Source organism: Streptomyces sp. NPDC048297, assembly GCF_043201585.1.
Lineage (GTDB): Bacteria > Actinomycetota > Actinomycetes > Streptomycetales > Streptomycetaceae > Streptomyces.
On record NZ_JBICZA010000008.1, the window covers coordinates 227386 to 243517 of the forward strand.

The following is a 16132-nucleotide window of genomic DNA, read 5'->3' on the forward strand; positions in this document are numbered from 1 at the left end:
CCGTGTTCCGGTACACACCGGACACGATCCGCTCTCGCGCACCTTTCGGCGAGACCGCCCAGGGTCAGGCGTCCTGCTCCTCGGACTCACCCTCCTGGCGACCGCCCTGCAGGAGCGGTCCCTCACCCGGGGCGAGGGTGCCGAGGATGCGCTCAAGATCCTCCACCGAGGCGAACTCGACGGTGATCTTGCCCTTCTTCTGACCGAGGTCCACCTTCACCCGGGTCTCGAAGCGGTCCGACAGACGCGTGGCGAGGTCGCTCAGCGCCGGGCTGACCAGAGCACCGGCCCGTGGCCCCTTGGCACGCTGAGGCGTCTGGGACGTCTGGGGCCGCGAACCCATCAGGTTCACGATCTCCTCGACGGCCCGCACCGAGAGACCCTCGGCGACGATCCGATGGGCCAGCCGGTCCTGCTCCTCGGAGTCCTCGACAGCCAGCAGTGCACGGGCATGGCCGGCGGAGAGGACCCCGGCGGCGACCCGGCGCTGGACGGCCGGCGAGAGCTTCAGCAGACGCAGCGTGTTGGAGACCTGGGGGCGGGAACGCCCGATCCGGTCGGCCAGCTGGTCGTGCGTGCAGTTGAAGTCCTTCAGCAGCTGGTCGTAGGCGGCCGCCTCTTCCAGCGGGTTCAGCTGCGCGCGGTGCAGGTTCTCCAGCAGCGCGTCCAGGAGGAGCTTCTCGTCCTCCGTGGCACGGACGATCGCCGGGATGGCGTCGAGGCCGGCCTGACGGCAGGCCCGCCAGCGCCGCTCGCCCATGATGAGCTCGTAGTGGCCGGAGCCGAGCTCCCTGACGACGACAGGCTGGAGGAGACCGACCTCCTGGATGGACGTCACCAGTTCCTGAAGCGCGTCCTCGTCGAAGATCTCACGCGGCTGGCGCGGGTTCGGCGTGATGGCGTCGAGCGGGACCTCGGCGAAGTAGGCGCCCACCGGCGGTGCGAGCGTCTCCACGACCGGACCGGCTACGAACTCCTCGATCTCCTGGTCCTGGCCGACGGCCGGCAGCGTGGCCACCTTCGCCGCCGCCGTCCCACGGTCGCCCGCCAGCAGCGGCACGGATCCGGGAGACGTGGACGCCCCACCGGCCACCGCGGCCGGCGCCGGTGTCTTCTCGGTCGGGGCAGCGGGGATCAGTGCGGCGAGACCACGACCTAGCCCCCTCCGTCGTTCGTTCACTGGATCCCCTCCGCCATGTTCCGGTCGTTCTGGGCGCCGATGTGGGCCTGGGTCGGGTCATAGCCGACCCCCACACCCTTCAGCGCGATTTCTCGGGCCGCCTCAAGATACGAGAGAGCACCGCTCGAACCTGGATCGTAAGTCAGAACCGTCTGCCCGTAGCTCGGCGCCTCGGAGATACGGACCGACCGCGGAATGCTCGTCCGCAGCACCTCGTCACCGAAGTGGTTGCGCACCTCTTCGGCGACCTGGGAGGCAAGACGCGTCCGGCCGTCGTACATGGTGAGCAGGATGGTCGACACGTGCAGAGCGGGGTTGAGGTGCCCGCGTACGAGGTCGACGTTGCGCAGGAGCTGTCCCAGGCCCTCCAGTGCGTAGTACTCGCACTGGATGGGGATCAGGACCTCCTGGCCCGCGACGAGAGCGTTGACCGTCAGCAGGCCCAGGGACGGCGGGCAGTCGATGAGGACATAGTCCAGCGGCTGCTCGTACGCCTGGATCGCGCGCTCCAGCCGGCTCTCTCGCGCCACCAGCGACACCAGCTCGATCTCCGCACCGGCGAGATCGATGGTGGCGGGGGCGCAGAAGAGGCCTTCCACGTCAGGGACGGGCTGGACGACCTCGGCGAGAGGCTTGCTCTCCACCAACACGTCGTAGATCGAAGGCACATCTGCGTGATGGTCGATACCCAGCGCCGTGGAGGCGTTGCCCTGCGGGTCGAGGTCGATCACCAGGACACGGCCACCGTGCAGAGCCAGCGAAGCGGCAAGGTTGACGGTCGTCGTCGTCTTGCCCACGCCGCCCTTCTGGTTGGCGACCACGATGACTCGGGTCTGCTCCGGTCGCGGCAGGCCTTCGCCCGCACGACCGAGAGCTTCCACCGCCAGTTGGGCAGCACGACCGATGGGAGTGTCGTCCATCGGGGGCGGTGTTTCACGTGAAACATCCGCCCCCATCGACTCGGTACGGGGACCGGGGACCGGATCGGTCATCGGTCCCGCGATGTTGGCGTCGGACCGCAAGGATTCACTCTCCTCGACTTCAGGCTCGCAATGAACAGAGCCTCCCATGCCTCCGGGGTCGTGAACCAGTGAGCCCTGTTCTTCTGTGGAGATTTCCACCTCTGTGGACAAGTCCGTTACCTCTCCGAGTGACCCCAGAGGCCTTCGGTCGCGAGGTTCGGCCGCGGCGCGGCCGCGACTGATGATGCCGTGCAGCAGTGAGCGACGTTTCACGTGAAACACGATGCACAGCCGCGGCGACCGGGCCTTCGCGACACTCCGACCCGCTCGGGTTTGGCAGCTTGTGTGGAGTACGTCTCACCCTCAGGAGGGGTCAACGACGCCGACGGACCCGGCCCGTCCGTGCCGCCTTGGCCCGCTTGGCGGCGAAGCGCACACCGCCGGGGCTCTCGCCGACCTCCACCCGTACGACGGTGGACGGCGGATCGACCACGCCTTCACCCACATGCAGGATGGACGTCGACACCGCACCGAGCTTGCTGAGTGCCGTGCTCGCCGCCTTCAGCTCCTCCTCGGCGGTGTCACCCTTGAGCGCGAGCATCTCGCCGTACGGGCGCAGCAGAGGGATCCCCCAGGCGGCGAGCCGGTCCAGCGGGGCCACGGCGCGGGCGGTCACCACATGGACCGGCGGCACCTTGCCCAGCATCTCCTCGGCACGCCCCCGGACGACGGTGACGTGATCGAGGCCCAGCAGCTCCACGACCTCGGTGAGGAACGTGGTGCGCCGCAACAGCGGCTCCAGCAGGGTGATGTTCAGGTCCTCACGGACCAGAGCCAGCGGGATGCCCGGCAGACCGGCACCCGAGCCGACGTCGCACACCGTGACTCCCTCGGGGACAGCCTCCGAGAGCACCGCACAGTTGAGCAGGTGCCGCTCCCACAGGCGGGGCACTTCCCGCGGGCCGATCAGTCCACGCTTCACGCCGGCCTCGGCCAGCAGCTCCGCGTAGCGGACCGCATCGGTGAAGCGATCACCAAACACTTCCCGCGCCTGCTCGGGCGCGGGGGGAAGCTCCGCTGCCTCCGTCACGGGGGACCGTCCTTCCGTACAGCGCCGGTGCTTCGCGCGACCGGCCACCAGAACTACCAGGCTGACAAAGTTCGGCCCCGCCTGCAGGCAGACGGGGCCGGTGGAACGAAGGTGCCGATCAGACCGGCAGTACGACGACGAACCGCTGGGGCTCCTCGCCCTCGGACTCACTGCGGAGTCCGGCGGCCTTGACCGCGTCGTGCACGACCTTGCGCTCGAAGGGGGTCATCGGCTTGAGCTTCACCGGCTCGCCCGTGTTCTTGACGTCTGCCGCGGCCTTGGCGCCCAGCTCGGACAGCTCGGCGCGCTTCTTGGCGCGGTAGCCGGCGATGTCCAGCATCAGGCGGCTGCGGTCCCCGGTCTCCCGGTGCACGGCCAGGCGGGTCAGCTCCTGGAGCGCCTCCAGCACCTCGCCGTCCCGGCCGACCAGCTTCTGCAGGTCACGGCCGCCGGTATCGCTGATGATCGACACGGAGGCGCGGTCGGCCTCGACGTCCATGTCGATGTCGCCGTCGAGGTCGGCGATGTCCAGCAGACCCTCCAGGTAGTCCGCCGCGATCTCACCCTCCTGCTCCAGGCGGGAGAGGGTGTCTGCACCCTCGGCAGCGGCGGGGGTGGTGCCTTCCGTCACGGATGGGCTCCTTCTTACTTCTTGGACGGGGACTTGGGCCGCTGGGGGCCGCCCTTGCGCTGACCGGACTGGGCCCTGCTGCGGGTGCTGCCGGAGCTGGGCTTCTGGGGCTGCTTGGCAGCGGCGGGCTTGGCGTCGTCCTGCGGTTCGTCGGACTTCTCCAGCGAGGTGGCCGGCTCGGCCTCACCCTGCGTCGATTCGGCCTCGCCCTGCGCCGATGCGCCCTCACCCTGCGTCGATTCGGCCTCGCCCTGCGCCGATGCGCCCTCACCCTGCTTGGCACCGGACTGGCGCTGGGCCTTGGTCTGGCGCTTGGGCTGCTGGCGGCGAGCGGCGGCCGTGGTGGTCGTACCGTCCTCGGCCTCGACCAGGTTCTGGCTCTCGCTCTTCGTCACGGTGCCGTCGGTCTGGGCGGCGAGACCGGCCTTGCTCAGGGCGTTGATGAACTTGCGCTCGGACTCGTTGCGCTCACGGCCCTTGGCGACGATCGCCTTGACGATGGTCTTCTCGCTGCGGCGACGGATCTTGCCGTGGTGCGTGACGTGCTTGGTCAGACGCTCCAGGTAGGCGGCCTGGGCCTTGGAACCGGGGGTCGGGTTGTTGCGGATGACGTACATCTGCTGGCCCATGGTCCACACGTTGGTGGTCAGCCAGTAGACGAGGACACCGACCGGGAAGTTGATACCGAAGACGGCGAACATGATGGGGAAGACGTACATCAGCATCTTCTGCTGCTGCATGAACGGCGTCTTCACCGTGGTGTCGACGTTCTTCGTCATCAGCTGGCGCTGCGTGTAGAACTGCGACGCGGACATCAGGATGATCATGACCGCGGTGACGACCCGCACGTCGGTGACCGTGGCGCCCAGGGCGTGGACGGTGTCGGCACCGTCCTTGAACTTCGCGGCGAGCGGGGCCCCGAAGATGTGCGCCTGACGAGCGCTGGCCAGCAGCGACTCATTGATGACGCCGATGGTCGTGCCCGACGCGATGCCGTTGAGCACGTGGTACAGGGCGAAGAAGAACGGGGACTGCGCCAGGATCGGAAGGCACGAGGAGAGCGGGTTGGTACCCGACTCCTTGTACAGCTTCATCATCTCTTCGGACTGGCGCTGCTTGTCGTTCTTGTAGCGCTCCTGGATCTTCTTCATCTCGGGCTGCAGCGTCTGCATCGCCCGGGTCGCCTTGATCTGCTTCACGAAGAGCGGGATCAGGCAGATTCGGATCAGGATCACGAGGGACACGATGGACAGGCCCCAGGCCCATCCCGTGTCCGGGCCGAAGATGGCCCCGTACACCGAATGGAACTGGACGATGACCCATGAAACGGGTGTCGTGATGAAGCTGAACAGGCTGGCAATCGTGTCCACTAATCATGCTCCTTGGGCATGGGACGAAGTCTCTGCGGCCGGGCTCGAAGGAGGCTCGGAAGACAGCTTCGCTTCGGTGGCCGGTTCGGCGGCGGAGGGCCCGCCCCTGCGTGCACGCCAGGTGTCGCGCAGCATTTCGTGCCACCGCGGGCGCTTTCGCGGCGGGACATGGTCCACACCGCCCAGCGACCACGGATTGCACCGGAGGATGCGCCAGGCGGTGAGTGCCGTGCCCTTGATCGCACCATGCCGGTCGATGGCCGTATAGCCGTAGTGGGAGCACGACGGGTAGTACTTGCACACCGGCCCGAGCAGTGGACTGATCGTCCACTGGTACAGCTTGATCAGGGCCAGCAGTGGGTACTTCATCGCGCACCCCCTCCCAGCAGCCGCTGAAGGGCGGCGTCCAGGTCTTGGGCCAGCTGTGCATGGTCCGCGTCACCCGATCCGGGCAGCGCTCGTACGACTACCAGGCTACCGGGGGCAAACAAGGCGATTCGGTCACGCATCAGATGCCGCAGTCTGCGCTTCACTTTGTTGCGCACCACCGCGCCACCCACTGCCTTGCTCACGACGAAACCCGCACGCGTCGAGGGAGCGCTCTCCCCAGGCGCGTGCGGGTCCGTGGCACCGCTACGAAGGTGGACGACGAGAGTCGGGCGGCCTGCCCGACGACCCCGTCGTACCGCGGTCGCGAAGTCCTCGCGCCGCCTCAGCCGATGCTCGGTAGGCAGCACGACGACACGACCTGATCAGAATCAGGCGGACAGGCTGGCGCGACCCTTGGCACGACGGTTCGCGAGAATCGCGCGGCCGGCACGGGTGCGCATCCGCAGGCGGAAGCCGTGGGTCTTCGCGCGGCGACGGTTGTTCGGCTGGAAGGTGCGCTTGCTCACTCGGGGGCTCCAGAAATCAATCGGTGGTGGCGGGGTGCCGCCTTGGCTGTCACCGTGCGCCCACGAGTAGCTCGCGTCACGCCCGAGTGCACCGCTTCCCGATCACCTGAAGTGATCTGTGCCCATCGGAGGCAGGCGGCAGCAGCCATCGACAACTCGACCTGGTTACGGTACGCGGGGCTACGCCATCCGGTCAAACCAGCGGTCACCGGGAGACACTATCCACAGGCTGGGGACAACAACTTGAACCGTACCCGCCGCGCTGACTACCGTGGCTGGACTCCGATTCGTTCCCTTGTCCCCGCCCGAGCGGGATTGCCCCGACCTACACACCCGGACTTCCATCCCGACCCGTCCCACAACCACACGTTCGTGGGACCCCGTGAGAGAGCGTGCCCTGTGGCTGACGTACCTGCCGATCTTGCCGCAGTGTGGCCACGCGTACTCGAGCAGCTCCTCGGCGAAGGCCGCGGGCAGGGTGTCGAGGCGAAGGACGAGCACTGGATCCGGCGCTGCCAGCCCCTCGCGCTGGTCGCGGACACCGCCCTGCTCGCCGTACCGAACGAATTCGCGAAGGGCGTACTGGAGGGCCGTCTCGCCCCGATCGTCAGCGAGACCCTGAGCCGCGAGTGCGGCCGCCCCATCCGCATCGCGATCACCGTGGACGACTCCGCGGGCGAACCGCCGGCTCCCTCGGCGCCGCCCGCCCCGCAGCCGCAGTCGCGCTACGAGGAGCCCGAGCTGCCCTCCGGCTCCGGTCCCTACGAGGGCTACGGCCGCCACCGCGCCGCCGACCAGCACCCGGGCGGCGAACCCGCCTCCCGCGCGGACCAGCCGCCGGCCGCACGCGGCGACCAGCTGCCCACCGCCCGCCCCGCGTACCCCTCCGAGTACCAGCGCCCCGAGCCCGGCGCCTGGCCGCGGCCCGCGCAGGACGAGTACGGCTGGCAGCAGCCGCGGCTCGGCTTCCCCGAGCGCGACCCCTACGCCTCCCCGTCCCAGGACGCCTACGGCCCGTCGGGGCAGGACGGTTACGGCCCGTCCTCCCCGGACGCCTACGGCCCGCCGAAGTCGGGCTACCGCTCCCCGGGCCGCGAGCGCCCGCCGTACGACCAGCAGCGCGGCGACTACGAGGCACCACGCCCGGATTACGAGGCATCGCGCCCCGAGTACGAAGCACCGCGCCCGGACTACGACTCCGGACGATCCGAGTACGACTCCGGACGTTCCGGCTACGAGCCGCGCTCCGGGTACCAGCCCTCCCGGGCCGAGTACGACCAGCGCGATCCCGTCCGCCGGGAGCTGCCCGACCAGCAGGCCGGCGCGGGCCCCGCGCACCGCGGCGGCCCCGGCCGCCCGGACCTGCCGTCGGGCGGCGCCGGCGGCACTCCCGGTTCGCCGGCCGCGCGGCCCGCCGCCGCGGGCGGTGCCGGCGAGCCGACCGCGCGGCTGAACCCGAAGTACCTCTTCGACACGTTCGTCATCGGCGCGTCCAACCGCTTCGCGCACGCGGCCGCGGTCGCCGTCGCCGAGGCACCCGCGAAGGCCTACAACCCCCTGTTCATCTACGGGGAGTCGGGCCTCGGCAAGACGCACCTGCTGCACGCCATCGGGCACTACGCGCGCAGCCTCTACCCGGGCACGCGCGTGCGGTACGTGAGCTCGGAGGAGTTCACCAACGAGTTCATCAACTCCATCCGCGACGGCAAGGGCGACAGCTTCCGCAAGCGCTACCGCGAGATGGACATCCTGCTCGTCGACGACATCCAGTTCCTCGCGGACAAGGAGTCGACGCAGGAGGAGTTCTTCCACACCTTCAACACGCTCCACAACGCGAACAAGCAGATCGTGCTGTCCAGCGACCGGCCGCCGAAGCAACTGGTCACGCTGGAGGACCGGCTGAGGAACCGTTTCGAGTGGGGCCTGATCACCGACGTCCAGCCGCCCGAGCTGGAGACGCGCATCGCGATCCTGCGCAAGAAGGCGGTGCAGGAACAGCTCAACGCCCCGCCGGAGGTACTGGAGTTCATCGCCTCCCGGATCTCGCGGAACATCCGTGAGCTGGAGGGCGCGCTGATCCGGGTGACGGCGTTCGCCTCGCTCAACCGGCAGCCGGTGGACCTGGGCCTCACGGAGATCGTCCTCAAGGACCTGATCCCCGGCGGCGAGGACAGCGCGCCCGAGATCACGGCGACGGCCATCATGGCCGCCACCGCCGACTACTTCGGGCTGACGGTCGAGGACCTGTGCGGCACCTCGCGCGGCCGGGCGCTGGTCACCGCCCGGCAGATCGCCATGTACCTGTGCCGTGAGCTGACGGATCTGTCGCTGCCGAAGATCGGCGCGCAGTTCGGCGGGCGCGACCATACGACCGTGATGCACGCCGACCGCAAGATCCGCGCGCTGATGGCCGAGCGGCGCTCGATCTACAACCAGGTCACCGAGCTGACGAACCGCATCAAGAACGGCTGAGAGCGGCCTGGAGCCGCTGCTGCCGGGCTTGGCCGACGCCTGAGGGCGCCCTCCGGGATCCGTGTCCCGGAGGGCGCCCTTCGTCGTTGCCGCCGGCTTCCGGCCGGCTGCCACTTGCCCGCGGCCACGACGACGGCACAGCGCCACGGCGCCCGCAGCCGGGGGGCAACGCAGGCTGCCGCAGCCTCTGGAGTGTTCCTCCGGTGCCATCCACTGTTCGATTAATCGCGGGGTTACGGCCACCCTCCACAGATTCGGTGACTTTCTTCCGTCCACATGCTGGGGACTGTGAAGTTGTCCCGAACCGCGTCCACAGGGAGTCTGGGGAGGGGACGTCCACCCAGCTCAGGGGCCTGTGGAATCGTGGACGAAAGATCTCCACAGCCTGTGGACAACGCGAAGATCCACAGGCTGTGCACGGAGTTGTCCACGGGCAACCCACAGGCTGGGGGCGGTTGTCCCCAGTGATCGCCCGCTTCTCCACATGCCTGTCCACTGTTCGGCAACGCGACGCCCCCGCTCACCGCGTCGAGTGAAAGGCGTCACACGAAGGTGCCGGATTGGGGTGTGGGAAACGTGGGTAAACCTGGGGACGCAGCTGGGGAGAACTCGCCTCTGCCTGTGGGCGGTGTGTGCAGAACTTTCCGTTCTCCACAGACAGCCCCAGTTGTCCACCGCCTCCGCCCACAGGGCCAGTGGACAAAATTTGGGCTCTGAGCTGGGAAAACGTGGTTATCCACGGTATCCACAGGCCCTACTACTACTCCCGACTAGAGAGAGCCTGGCAATCGCTTTGAAGCGGGGCCTGTGCACAACTCGCTGTCTCGAGTCCGGCTGCCCCTGAGAGCGACTTGACCCCGACGGGCACCTACTGTCAGTGCCGTGCGTCAGACTGGTCCCCGGTGTTCCGCCCTTCGCAGGGGGCGGTGACACCGAGTCGGAGGACTCGGTAGCAACAGCAGGAGGCGGCTTACGGTGAAGATCCGGGTGGAACGCGACGTACTCGCGGAGGCAGTGGCGTGGGCAGCACGCAGCCTCCCGGCCCGTCCGCCGGCGCCTGTCCTCGCCGGCCTGCTGCTGAAGGCCGAGGACGGCCAGCTGAGCCTGTCGAGCTTCGACTACGAGGTCTCCGCTCGGGTGAGCGTCGAGGCCGAGGTCGAGGAGGAGGGCACGGTCCTCGTCTCCGGCCGGCTGCTCGCCGACATCTCCCGCGCCCTGCCCAACCGGCCGGTGGAGATTTCCACAGACGGTGTACGGGCGACCGTGGTCTGCGGCTCCTCCCGGTTCACCCTCCACACCCTGCCTGTGGAGGAGTACCCGGCGCTGCCGCAGATGCCGGGCGCGACCGGCACCGTCCCGGGCGAGGTCTTCGCCTCCGCCGTGTCCCAGGTGGCCATCGCCGCCGGCCGTGACGACACGCTGCCCGTCCTCACCGGTGTGCGCATCGAGATCGAGGGCGACACGGTCACCCTGGCCTCCACCGACCGCTACCGCTTCGCGGTCCGCGAGTTCCTGTGGAAGCCGGAGAACCCGGACGTCTCCGCCGTCGCCCTGGTGCCCGCGAAGACGCTCCAGGACACCGCCAAGGCTCTGACCAGCGGCGACAGCGTGATCCTCGCGCTGTCCGGCTCGGGCGCGGGCGAGGGCCTGATCGGTTTCGAGGGCGCCGGCCGGCGTACGACCACGCGGCTTCTGGAGGGCGACCTGCCGAAGTACCGCACGCTGTTCCCGACCGAGTTCAACTCCGTCGCCGTGATCGAGACCGCCCCCTTCGTGGAGGCCGTCAAGCGTGTGGCCCTGGTCGCCGAGCGGAACACCCCGGTGCGGCTGAGCTTCGAGCAGGGTGTGCTGATCCTGGAGGCCGGTTCCAGCGACGACGCACAGGCTGTGGAAAGGGTCGACGCGCAGCTGGAGGGCGACGACATCTCGATCGCCTTCAACCCGACCTTCCTGCTGGACGGTCTGAGCGCGATCGACTCCCCGGTGGCGCAGCTGTCGTTCACGACGTCCACGAAGCCCGCGCTGCTCAGCGGCAAGCCGGCGGTGGACGCGGAGGCGGACGACGCGTACAAGTACCTGATCATGCCGGTGCGCCTGAGCGGCTGACCGGCCGGCTCCGTCCACAGGCCGTGCCGGCCGTGCTCCACAGACCGTGCTCCACAGCCTGTGCGTGGACGACGGGCTGTGTGTGGACGGCGACGAAGTCCCAGGTGAGGGCATGCGTTTGAGCGCGTATGCCCACAGCTGTGCACAGAGGGTCGCGATTAGGCTCGGACCCGGGTACGCGGTACCCCACCTGTCACACAGCGACCTTAAGGAACACCACTGATGGAGCTCGGTCTCGTCGGCCTCGGCAAGATGGGCGGCAACATGCGCGAGCGGATCCGCCGCTCGGGCCACACCGTCCTCGGATACGACCGCAACGCGGACCTCGCGGATGTCCACAGCCTGGAAGAGCTTGTGGGCAAGCTCAGCGGGCCGCGCGTCATCTGGGTGATGGTCCCGGCCGGCGAGCCCACCCAGTCCACGATCGACCAGCTCGCCGAGCTGCTGGAGCCCGGCGACGTGGTCGTGGACGGCGGCAACTCCCGCTGGACGGACGACGAGAGGCACGCCGGGGAGCTGGCGGCCAAGGGCATAGGTTTCGTCGACTGCGGTGTCTCGGGCGGCGTCTGGGGCCTGGAGAACGGGTACGCGCTGATGTACGGCGGCGACGCCGAGAACGTCGCCAAGGTGCAGCCGGTCTTCGACGCGCTCAAGCCGGAGGGTGACCTCGGCGCGGTGCACGCCGGCAAGGTCGGCGCGGGCCACTTCGCGAAGATGGTCCACAACGGCATCGAGTACGCGATGATGCAGGCTTACGCCGAGGGCTGGGAGCTGCTGGAGAAGGTCGACTCCGTGGAGAACGTCCGCGAGGTCTTCCGCTCCTGGCAGGAGGGCACGGTCATCCGCTCCTGGCTGCTCGACCTCGCCGTGAACGCCCTGGACGAGGACGAGCACCTCGACCAGCTGCGCGGTTACGCACAGGACTCCGGTGAGGGACGCTGGACTGTGGAAGCCGCCATCGACAACGCGGTTCCGCTGCCGGCGATCACCGCGTCGCTGTTCGCGCGGTTCGCCTCCCGGCAGGAGGACTCGCCGCAGATGAAGATGATCGCCGCGCTGCGCAACCAGTTCGGCGGCCACGCCGTGGCGAAGAAGTAGTCCACAGGGTCGCTCCGCGATCCACGATCCCGGGGGAGGCCGGCGCACCACCATGCACGTCACGCATCTTTCGCTGGCCGACTTCCGCTCGTACGTCCGGGCCGAGGTTCCGCTCGACCCGGGCGTCACCGCCTTCGTCGGCCCCAACGGCCACGGCAAGACGAATCTGGTCGAGGCGGTGGGTTATCTCGCCACCCAGGGCAGCCACCGTGTCTCCTCCGACGCGCCCCTGGTCCGGATGGGCGCCGACCGGGCCGTGATCCGGGCGCAGGTCAGGCAGGGCGAGCGGCAGCAGCTGGTGGAGCTGGAGCTGAACCCCGGCAAGTCGAACCGTGCCCGGATCAACCGGTCCTCGCAGGTGCGGCCGAGGGACGTGCTGGGGATCGTGCGGACCGTGCTGTTCGCGCCGGAGGACCTCGCGCTGGTCAAGGGGGATCCCGGTGAGCGGCGCCGGTTCCTGGACGAGCTGGTCATCGCGCGCTCGCCGCGCATGGCGGGCGTGCGCTCGGACTACGAGCGGGTGCTCAAGCAGCGCAACACGCTCCTGAAGTCGGCCGCGCTGGCCCGCAGGCACGGTGGCCGCTCCATGGACCTGTCGACCCTCGACGTGTGGGACCAGCACCTCGCGCGCGCGGGTGCCGAGCTGCTGGCCCAGCGGCTGGACCTGGTCGCCGCGCTGCAGCCGCTGGCCGACAAGGCGTACGAGCAGCTGGCGCCCGGTGGCGGTCCGGTGGCGCTGGAGTACAAGCCGTCGGCGCCTGGTGAGGCGCACACGCGCGAGGACCTCTACGCGCAGCTGATGGCCGCGCTCTCCCAGGCGCGCAAGCAGGAGATCGAGCGGGGTGTGACCCTGGTCGGGCCGCACCGTGACGACGTGCTGTTCAAGCTCGGTCAGCTGCCCGCCAAGGGGTACGCGTCCCACGGCGAGTCCTGGTCGTACGCCCTCGCGCTGCGCCTGGCCTCGTACGACCTGCTGCGCGCCGAGGGCAACGAGCCGGTGCTGATCCTGGACGACGTCTTCGCCGAGCTGGACGCCCGTCGCCGGGAGCGGCTGGCGGAGCTGGTGGCCCCCGGCGAGCAGGTGCTGATCACCGCGGCGGTGGACGCCGACGTGCCGCATGTGCTGGTGGGCGCCCGGTACGCGGTGTCCGGCGGGACGGTGGAGCGCGTATGAGCACCGCTGGACCGACGGACGGACGGCCGACGGACGGACCCGCACCCCGGGACCCGAGGAGCACACAGAGCACGCCGGACGCGGCGGGCGCGCGGGACACGACGGGCGGGAAGAACCCGAAGAGCGCGCAGAGCGCCCAGAGCGCGCAGAGCCCGAAGAAGTCTCCCGAGCCCTCCGGTGTCGACCTCGCGCGCGTGGCGTTGCGCGCGGCGAAGGAGCAGGCACGCGCGAAGGGCGATGCCGCGCGGCAGAAGAAGCAGGCCCGGCGCGGCGGCGGTCTGCGGTCCGGCGCGCGTGCCGACGGCCGCGACCCGATGGCGCTCGGCGCCGCGATCAACCGGCTGATCAACGAGCGGGGCTGGGAGACCCCCGCCGCGGTGGGCGGTGTGATGGGCCGCTGGCCGCAGATCGTCGGCGAGGACCTGGCCAAGCACTGTGTGCCGCAGCGCTACGACGAGGACGAGCGCGTGCTGTCCGTGCAGTGCGACTCGACGGCGTGGGCGACCCAGCTGCGGCTGCTCGCCCCGACGCTGGTGGCGCGGCTCAACGAGGACCTCGGGCACGGCACGGTCCGGCTGCTCAAGGTCAACGGTCCCGGCGCTCCGGCCCGGCGTTACGGCCCCCTGCGGGCCCCTGGGAGCACGGGTCCCGGCGACACCTACGGGTGACGTACCTCACGTCGTGCGGGCGCTGGGCGCCGCCGTCGTATCCCCCTGCCGTACCGCTGTCCACAGGTCTGGACCGCGCGCTGACCCCGGGATAGCCATGGGTTGACGGTCCGAAGCGCTGAGTGCCGCTGTGAGCCGCTTGGAGCCCCCTTCCGCATATCGGGACCCGGCACAGACCGGTTCAGGGCGGCACATGGGAACTCAGGTACCGGCAAGCCCCCATTACTGTCGGCGCTACCGGTAGACTGGGAGTCAATCCCGCCCCATCGTGGGGACCGCCCGGGAAAAGCTGAGCAACGCTGATCAAGGCTTACCAACGCAACATGCCGCAGCCGCTCCGGCAACCCTCTCTCCGAGGGGTACCCCGAGCCCGGCTCGTGCTGTGCCAGAAAGGGCGCTTCGTGGCCGATTCCGGCAACCCCAACGAGAACATCCCGTCCACCGACGCCGGCGCGAGCGGCGAGGCCCCCGAGTCCGTCGCGGTCTCCGCTTCCTACGACGCCAGCGCCATCACCGTGCTCGAAGGGCTGGACGCGGTCCGCAAGCGGCCCGGCATGTACATCGGTTCCACGGGCGAGCGAGGACTGCACCACCTGGTGTACGAGGTCGTCGACAACTCGGTCGACGAGGCTCTGGCCGGCTACGCGGACACGATCGACGTGACGATCCTGGCCGACGGCGGGGTGCGCGTCGTCGACAACGGCCGTGGCATCCCGGTGGGCATCGTGCCCTCCGAGGGCAAGCCGGCCGTCGAGGTCGTGCTGACCGTGCTGCACGCGGGCGGCAAGTTCGGCGGCGGCGGTTACGCCGTCTCCGGTGGTCTGCACGGTGTCGGTGTGTCCGTCGTGAACGCGCTGTCCACGAAGGTCGCCGTCGAGATCAGGACCGACGGCCACCGCTGGACGCAGGACTACAAGCTCGGCGTCCCGACGGCCCCGCTCGTCCAGCACGAGGCGACGGACGAGACCGGTACCTCGGTCACCTTCTGGGCCGACCCCGACATCTTCGAGACCACCGAGTACTCCTTCGAGACGCTGTCGCGGCGCTTCCAGGAGATGGCGTTCCTCAACAAGGGTCTGACGATCAAACTCACCGACGAGCGTGAGTCGGCGAAGGCGACCAGCGGTGCGGACGAGGCGGGTGCGGACGAGAAGGCCGAGGTCAAGTCGGTCACGTACCACTACGAGGGCGGCATCGTCGACTTCGTGAAGTACCTCAACTCCCGCAAGGGGGACGCGGTCCACCCCACCGTCATCGACCTCGACGCCGAGGACAAGGACAAGAGCCTGTCCCTCGAGGTCGCGATGCAGTGGAACAGCGGCTACAGCGAGGGCGTGTACTCCTTCGCGAACATCATCCACACCCATGAGGGCGGTACGCACGAGGAGGGCTTCCGCGCGGCCCTCACGAGCCTGATCAACAAGTACGCGCGCGACAAGAAGCTGCTGCGCGAGAAGGACGACAACCTCACCGGTGACGACATCCGCGAGGGTCTGACCGCGATCATCTCGGTCAAGCTGAGCGAGCCGCAGTTCGAGGGCCAGACGAAGACCAAGCTCGGCAACACCGAGGCGAAGACCTTCGTGCAGAAGGCGGTCTACGAACACCTCAACGACTGGCTGGACCGCAACCCGGTCGAGGCCGCGGACATCATCCGCAAGGGCATCCAGGCGGCCACCGCGCGCGTGGCGGCCCGCAAGGCCCGTGACCTGACGCGCCGCAAGGGTCTGCTGGAGTCCGCGTCGCTGCCGGGCAAGCTGGCCGACTGCCAGTCCAACGACCCGGCCAAGTGCGAGATCTTCATCGTCGAGGGTGACTCCGCCGGCGGCTCGGCCAAGTCCGGCCGCAACCCGCAGTACCAGGCGATCCTCCCGATCCGCGGCAAGATCCTCAACGTCGAGAAGGCCAGGATCGACAAGATCCTGCAGAACCAGGAGATCCAGGCGCTGATCTCCGCCTTCGGCACGGGCGTGCACGAGGACTTCGACATCGAGAAGCTGCGCTACCACAAGATCATTCTGATGGCGGACGCCGACGTCGACGGCCAGCACATCAACACCCTGCTGCTGACCTTCCTGTTCCGCTTCATGCGTCCGCTGGTCGAGGCCGGGAACGTGTACCTCTCCCGTCCCCCGCTGTACAAGATCAAGTGGGGCCGGGACGACATCGAGTACGCGTACTCGGACCGTGAGCGCGACGCGCTGCTCGAGATGGGCCGCCAGCGCGGCAAGCGCGTGCGTGAGGACTCCATCCAGCGCTTCAAGGGTCTCGGCGAGATGAACGCCGAGGAGCTGCGCGTGACGACGATGGACCCGGAGCACCGCGTCCTCGGCCAGGTCACCCTCGACGACGCCGCGCAGGCCGACGACCTGTTCTCGGTGCTGATGGGCGAGGACGTCGAGGCCCGCCGCCAGTTCATCCAGCGCAACGCCAAGGACGTCCGCTTCCTCGACATCTGAGTCGGTCTCAGCTGACCGCATCAGGA

General features: G+C 69.0%; 14 protein-coding genes. 6 read left to right on the forward strand and 8 right to left on the reverse strand.

Annotation, left to right across the window (positions count from 1 at the left end; all coding sequences use genetic code 11):
• Positions 1-64 precede the first annotated feature (64 nt).
• The 8 genes from ACGFYV_RS11730 to rpmH all read right to left on the reverse strand — a co-directional run bounded on the left by ACGFYV_RS11730 (position 65) and on the right by rpmH (position 6129).
• Positions 65-1180, reverse strand: coding sequence for a ParB/RepB/Spo0J family partition protein (locus ACGFYV_RS11730; RefSeq protein WP_393878180.1), 1116 nt, complete (start codon positions 1178-1180; stop codon positions 65-67).
• Positions 1177-2250 (reverse strand): ParA family protein, encoded by a 1074-nt coding sequence (locus tag ACGFYV_RS11735; protein ID WP_393878221.1) that lies wholly within the window; start codon positions 2248-2250, stop codon positions 1177-1179. Before ACGFYV_RS11735 ends, ACGFYV_RS11730 begins: the two co-directional genes overlap by 4 nt.
• Positions 2251-2515: 265 nt before the next feature.
• Positions 2516-3232: a 16S rRNA (guanine(527)-N(7))-methyltransferase RsmG gene (gene rsmG, locus ACGFYV_RS11740; RefSeq protein WP_393878181.1), complete on the reverse strand. Its 717-nt coding sequence runs from the start codon at positions 3230-3232 to the stop codon at positions 2516-2518.
• A gap of 118 nt (positions 3233-3350) precedes the next feature.
• Positions 3351-3863: a protein jag gene (locus ACGFYV_RS11745; RefSeq protein ID WP_393878182.1), complete on the reverse strand. Its 513-nt coding sequence runs from the start codon at positions 3861-3863 to the stop codon at positions 3351-3353.
• Positions 3864-3877: 14 nt separating this feature from the next.
• A complete protein-coding gene (gene yidC / locus ACGFYV_RS11750; RefSeq protein WP_393878183.1) occupies positions 3878-5233 on the reverse strand; it encodes a membrane protein insertase YidC in 1356 nt (451 codons plus the stop codon).
• 3 nt (positions 5234-5236) lie between these two features.
• Positions 5237-5602, reverse strand: coding sequence for a membrane protein insertion efficiency factor YidD (yidD, locus tag ACGFYV_RS11755; protein WP_393878184.1), 366 nt, complete (start codon positions 5600-5602; stop codon positions 5237-5239).
• Entirely contained in the window at positions 5599-5970 is a 372-nt protein-coding gene (gene rnpA, locus ACGFYV_RS11760; protein ID WP_393878185.1) for a ribonuclease P protein component, read from the reverse strand. Before rnpA ends, yidD begins: the two co-directional genes overlap by 4 nt.
• A 21-nt stretch (positions 5971-5991) precedes the next feature.
• Complete coding sequence (gene rpmH / locus ACGFYV_RS11765; RefSeq protein ID WP_015659252.1) at positions 5992-6129, reverse strand: 50S ribosomal protein L34; 138 nt, start codon at positions 6127-6129, stop codon at positions 5992-5994.
• A 399-nt stretch (positions 6130-6528) separates the two neighbouring features.
• Between rpmH and dnaA the strand changes: the two genes are divergently transcribed.
• The 6 genes from dnaA (at position 6529) to gyrB (ending at position 16106) form a co-directional block, all read left to right on the forward strand.
• The gene (gene dnaA, locus ACGFYV_RS11770) at positions 6529-8601 is read left to right on the forward strand and encodes a chromosomal replication initiator protein DnaA (RefSeq protein WP_393878186.1); all 2073 of its coding nucleotides are present in this window, start codon (positions 6529-6531) and stop codon (positions 8599-8601) included.
• Between the two features lie 975 nt (positions 8602-9576).
• Positions 9577-10707 (forward strand): DNA polymerase III subunit beta, encoded by a 1131-nt coding sequence (gene dnaN / locus ACGFYV_RS11775; RefSeq protein ID WP_393878187.1) that lies wholly within the window; start codon positions 9577-9579, stop codon positions 10705-10707.
• A gap of 222 nt (positions 10708-10929) precedes the next feature.
• The gene (gene gnd / locus ACGFYV_RS11780) at positions 10930-11805 is read left to right on the forward strand and encodes a phosphogluconate dehydrogenase (NAD(+)-dependent, decarboxylating) (RefSeq protein ID WP_393878188.1); all 876 of its coding nucleotides are present in this window, start codon (positions 10930-10932) and stop codon (positions 11803-11805) included.
• Positions 11806-11857: 52 nt separating this feature from the next.
• A complete protein-coding gene (gene recF / locus ACGFYV_RS11785; protein ID WP_393878189.1) occupies positions 11858-12979 on the forward strand; it encodes a DNA replication/repair protein RecF in 1122 nt (373 codons plus the stop codon).
• Complete coding sequence (locus tag ACGFYV_RS11790; RefSeq protein ID WP_393878190.1) at positions 12976-13647, forward strand: DUF721 domain-containing protein; 672 nt, start codon at positions 12976-12978, stop codon at positions 13645-13647. Before recF ends, ACGFYV_RS11790 begins: the two co-directional genes overlap by 4 nt.
• Before the next feature lie 377 nt (positions 13648-14024).
• The gene (gene gyrB / locus ACGFYV_RS11795; RefSeq protein ID WP_393878222.1) at positions 14025-16106 is read left to right on the forward strand and encodes a DNA topoisomerase (ATP-hydrolyzing) subunit B; all 2082 of its coding nucleotides are present in this window, start codon (positions 14025-14027) and stop codon (positions 16104-16106) included.
• Positions 16107-16132: the final 26 nt, after the last annotated feature.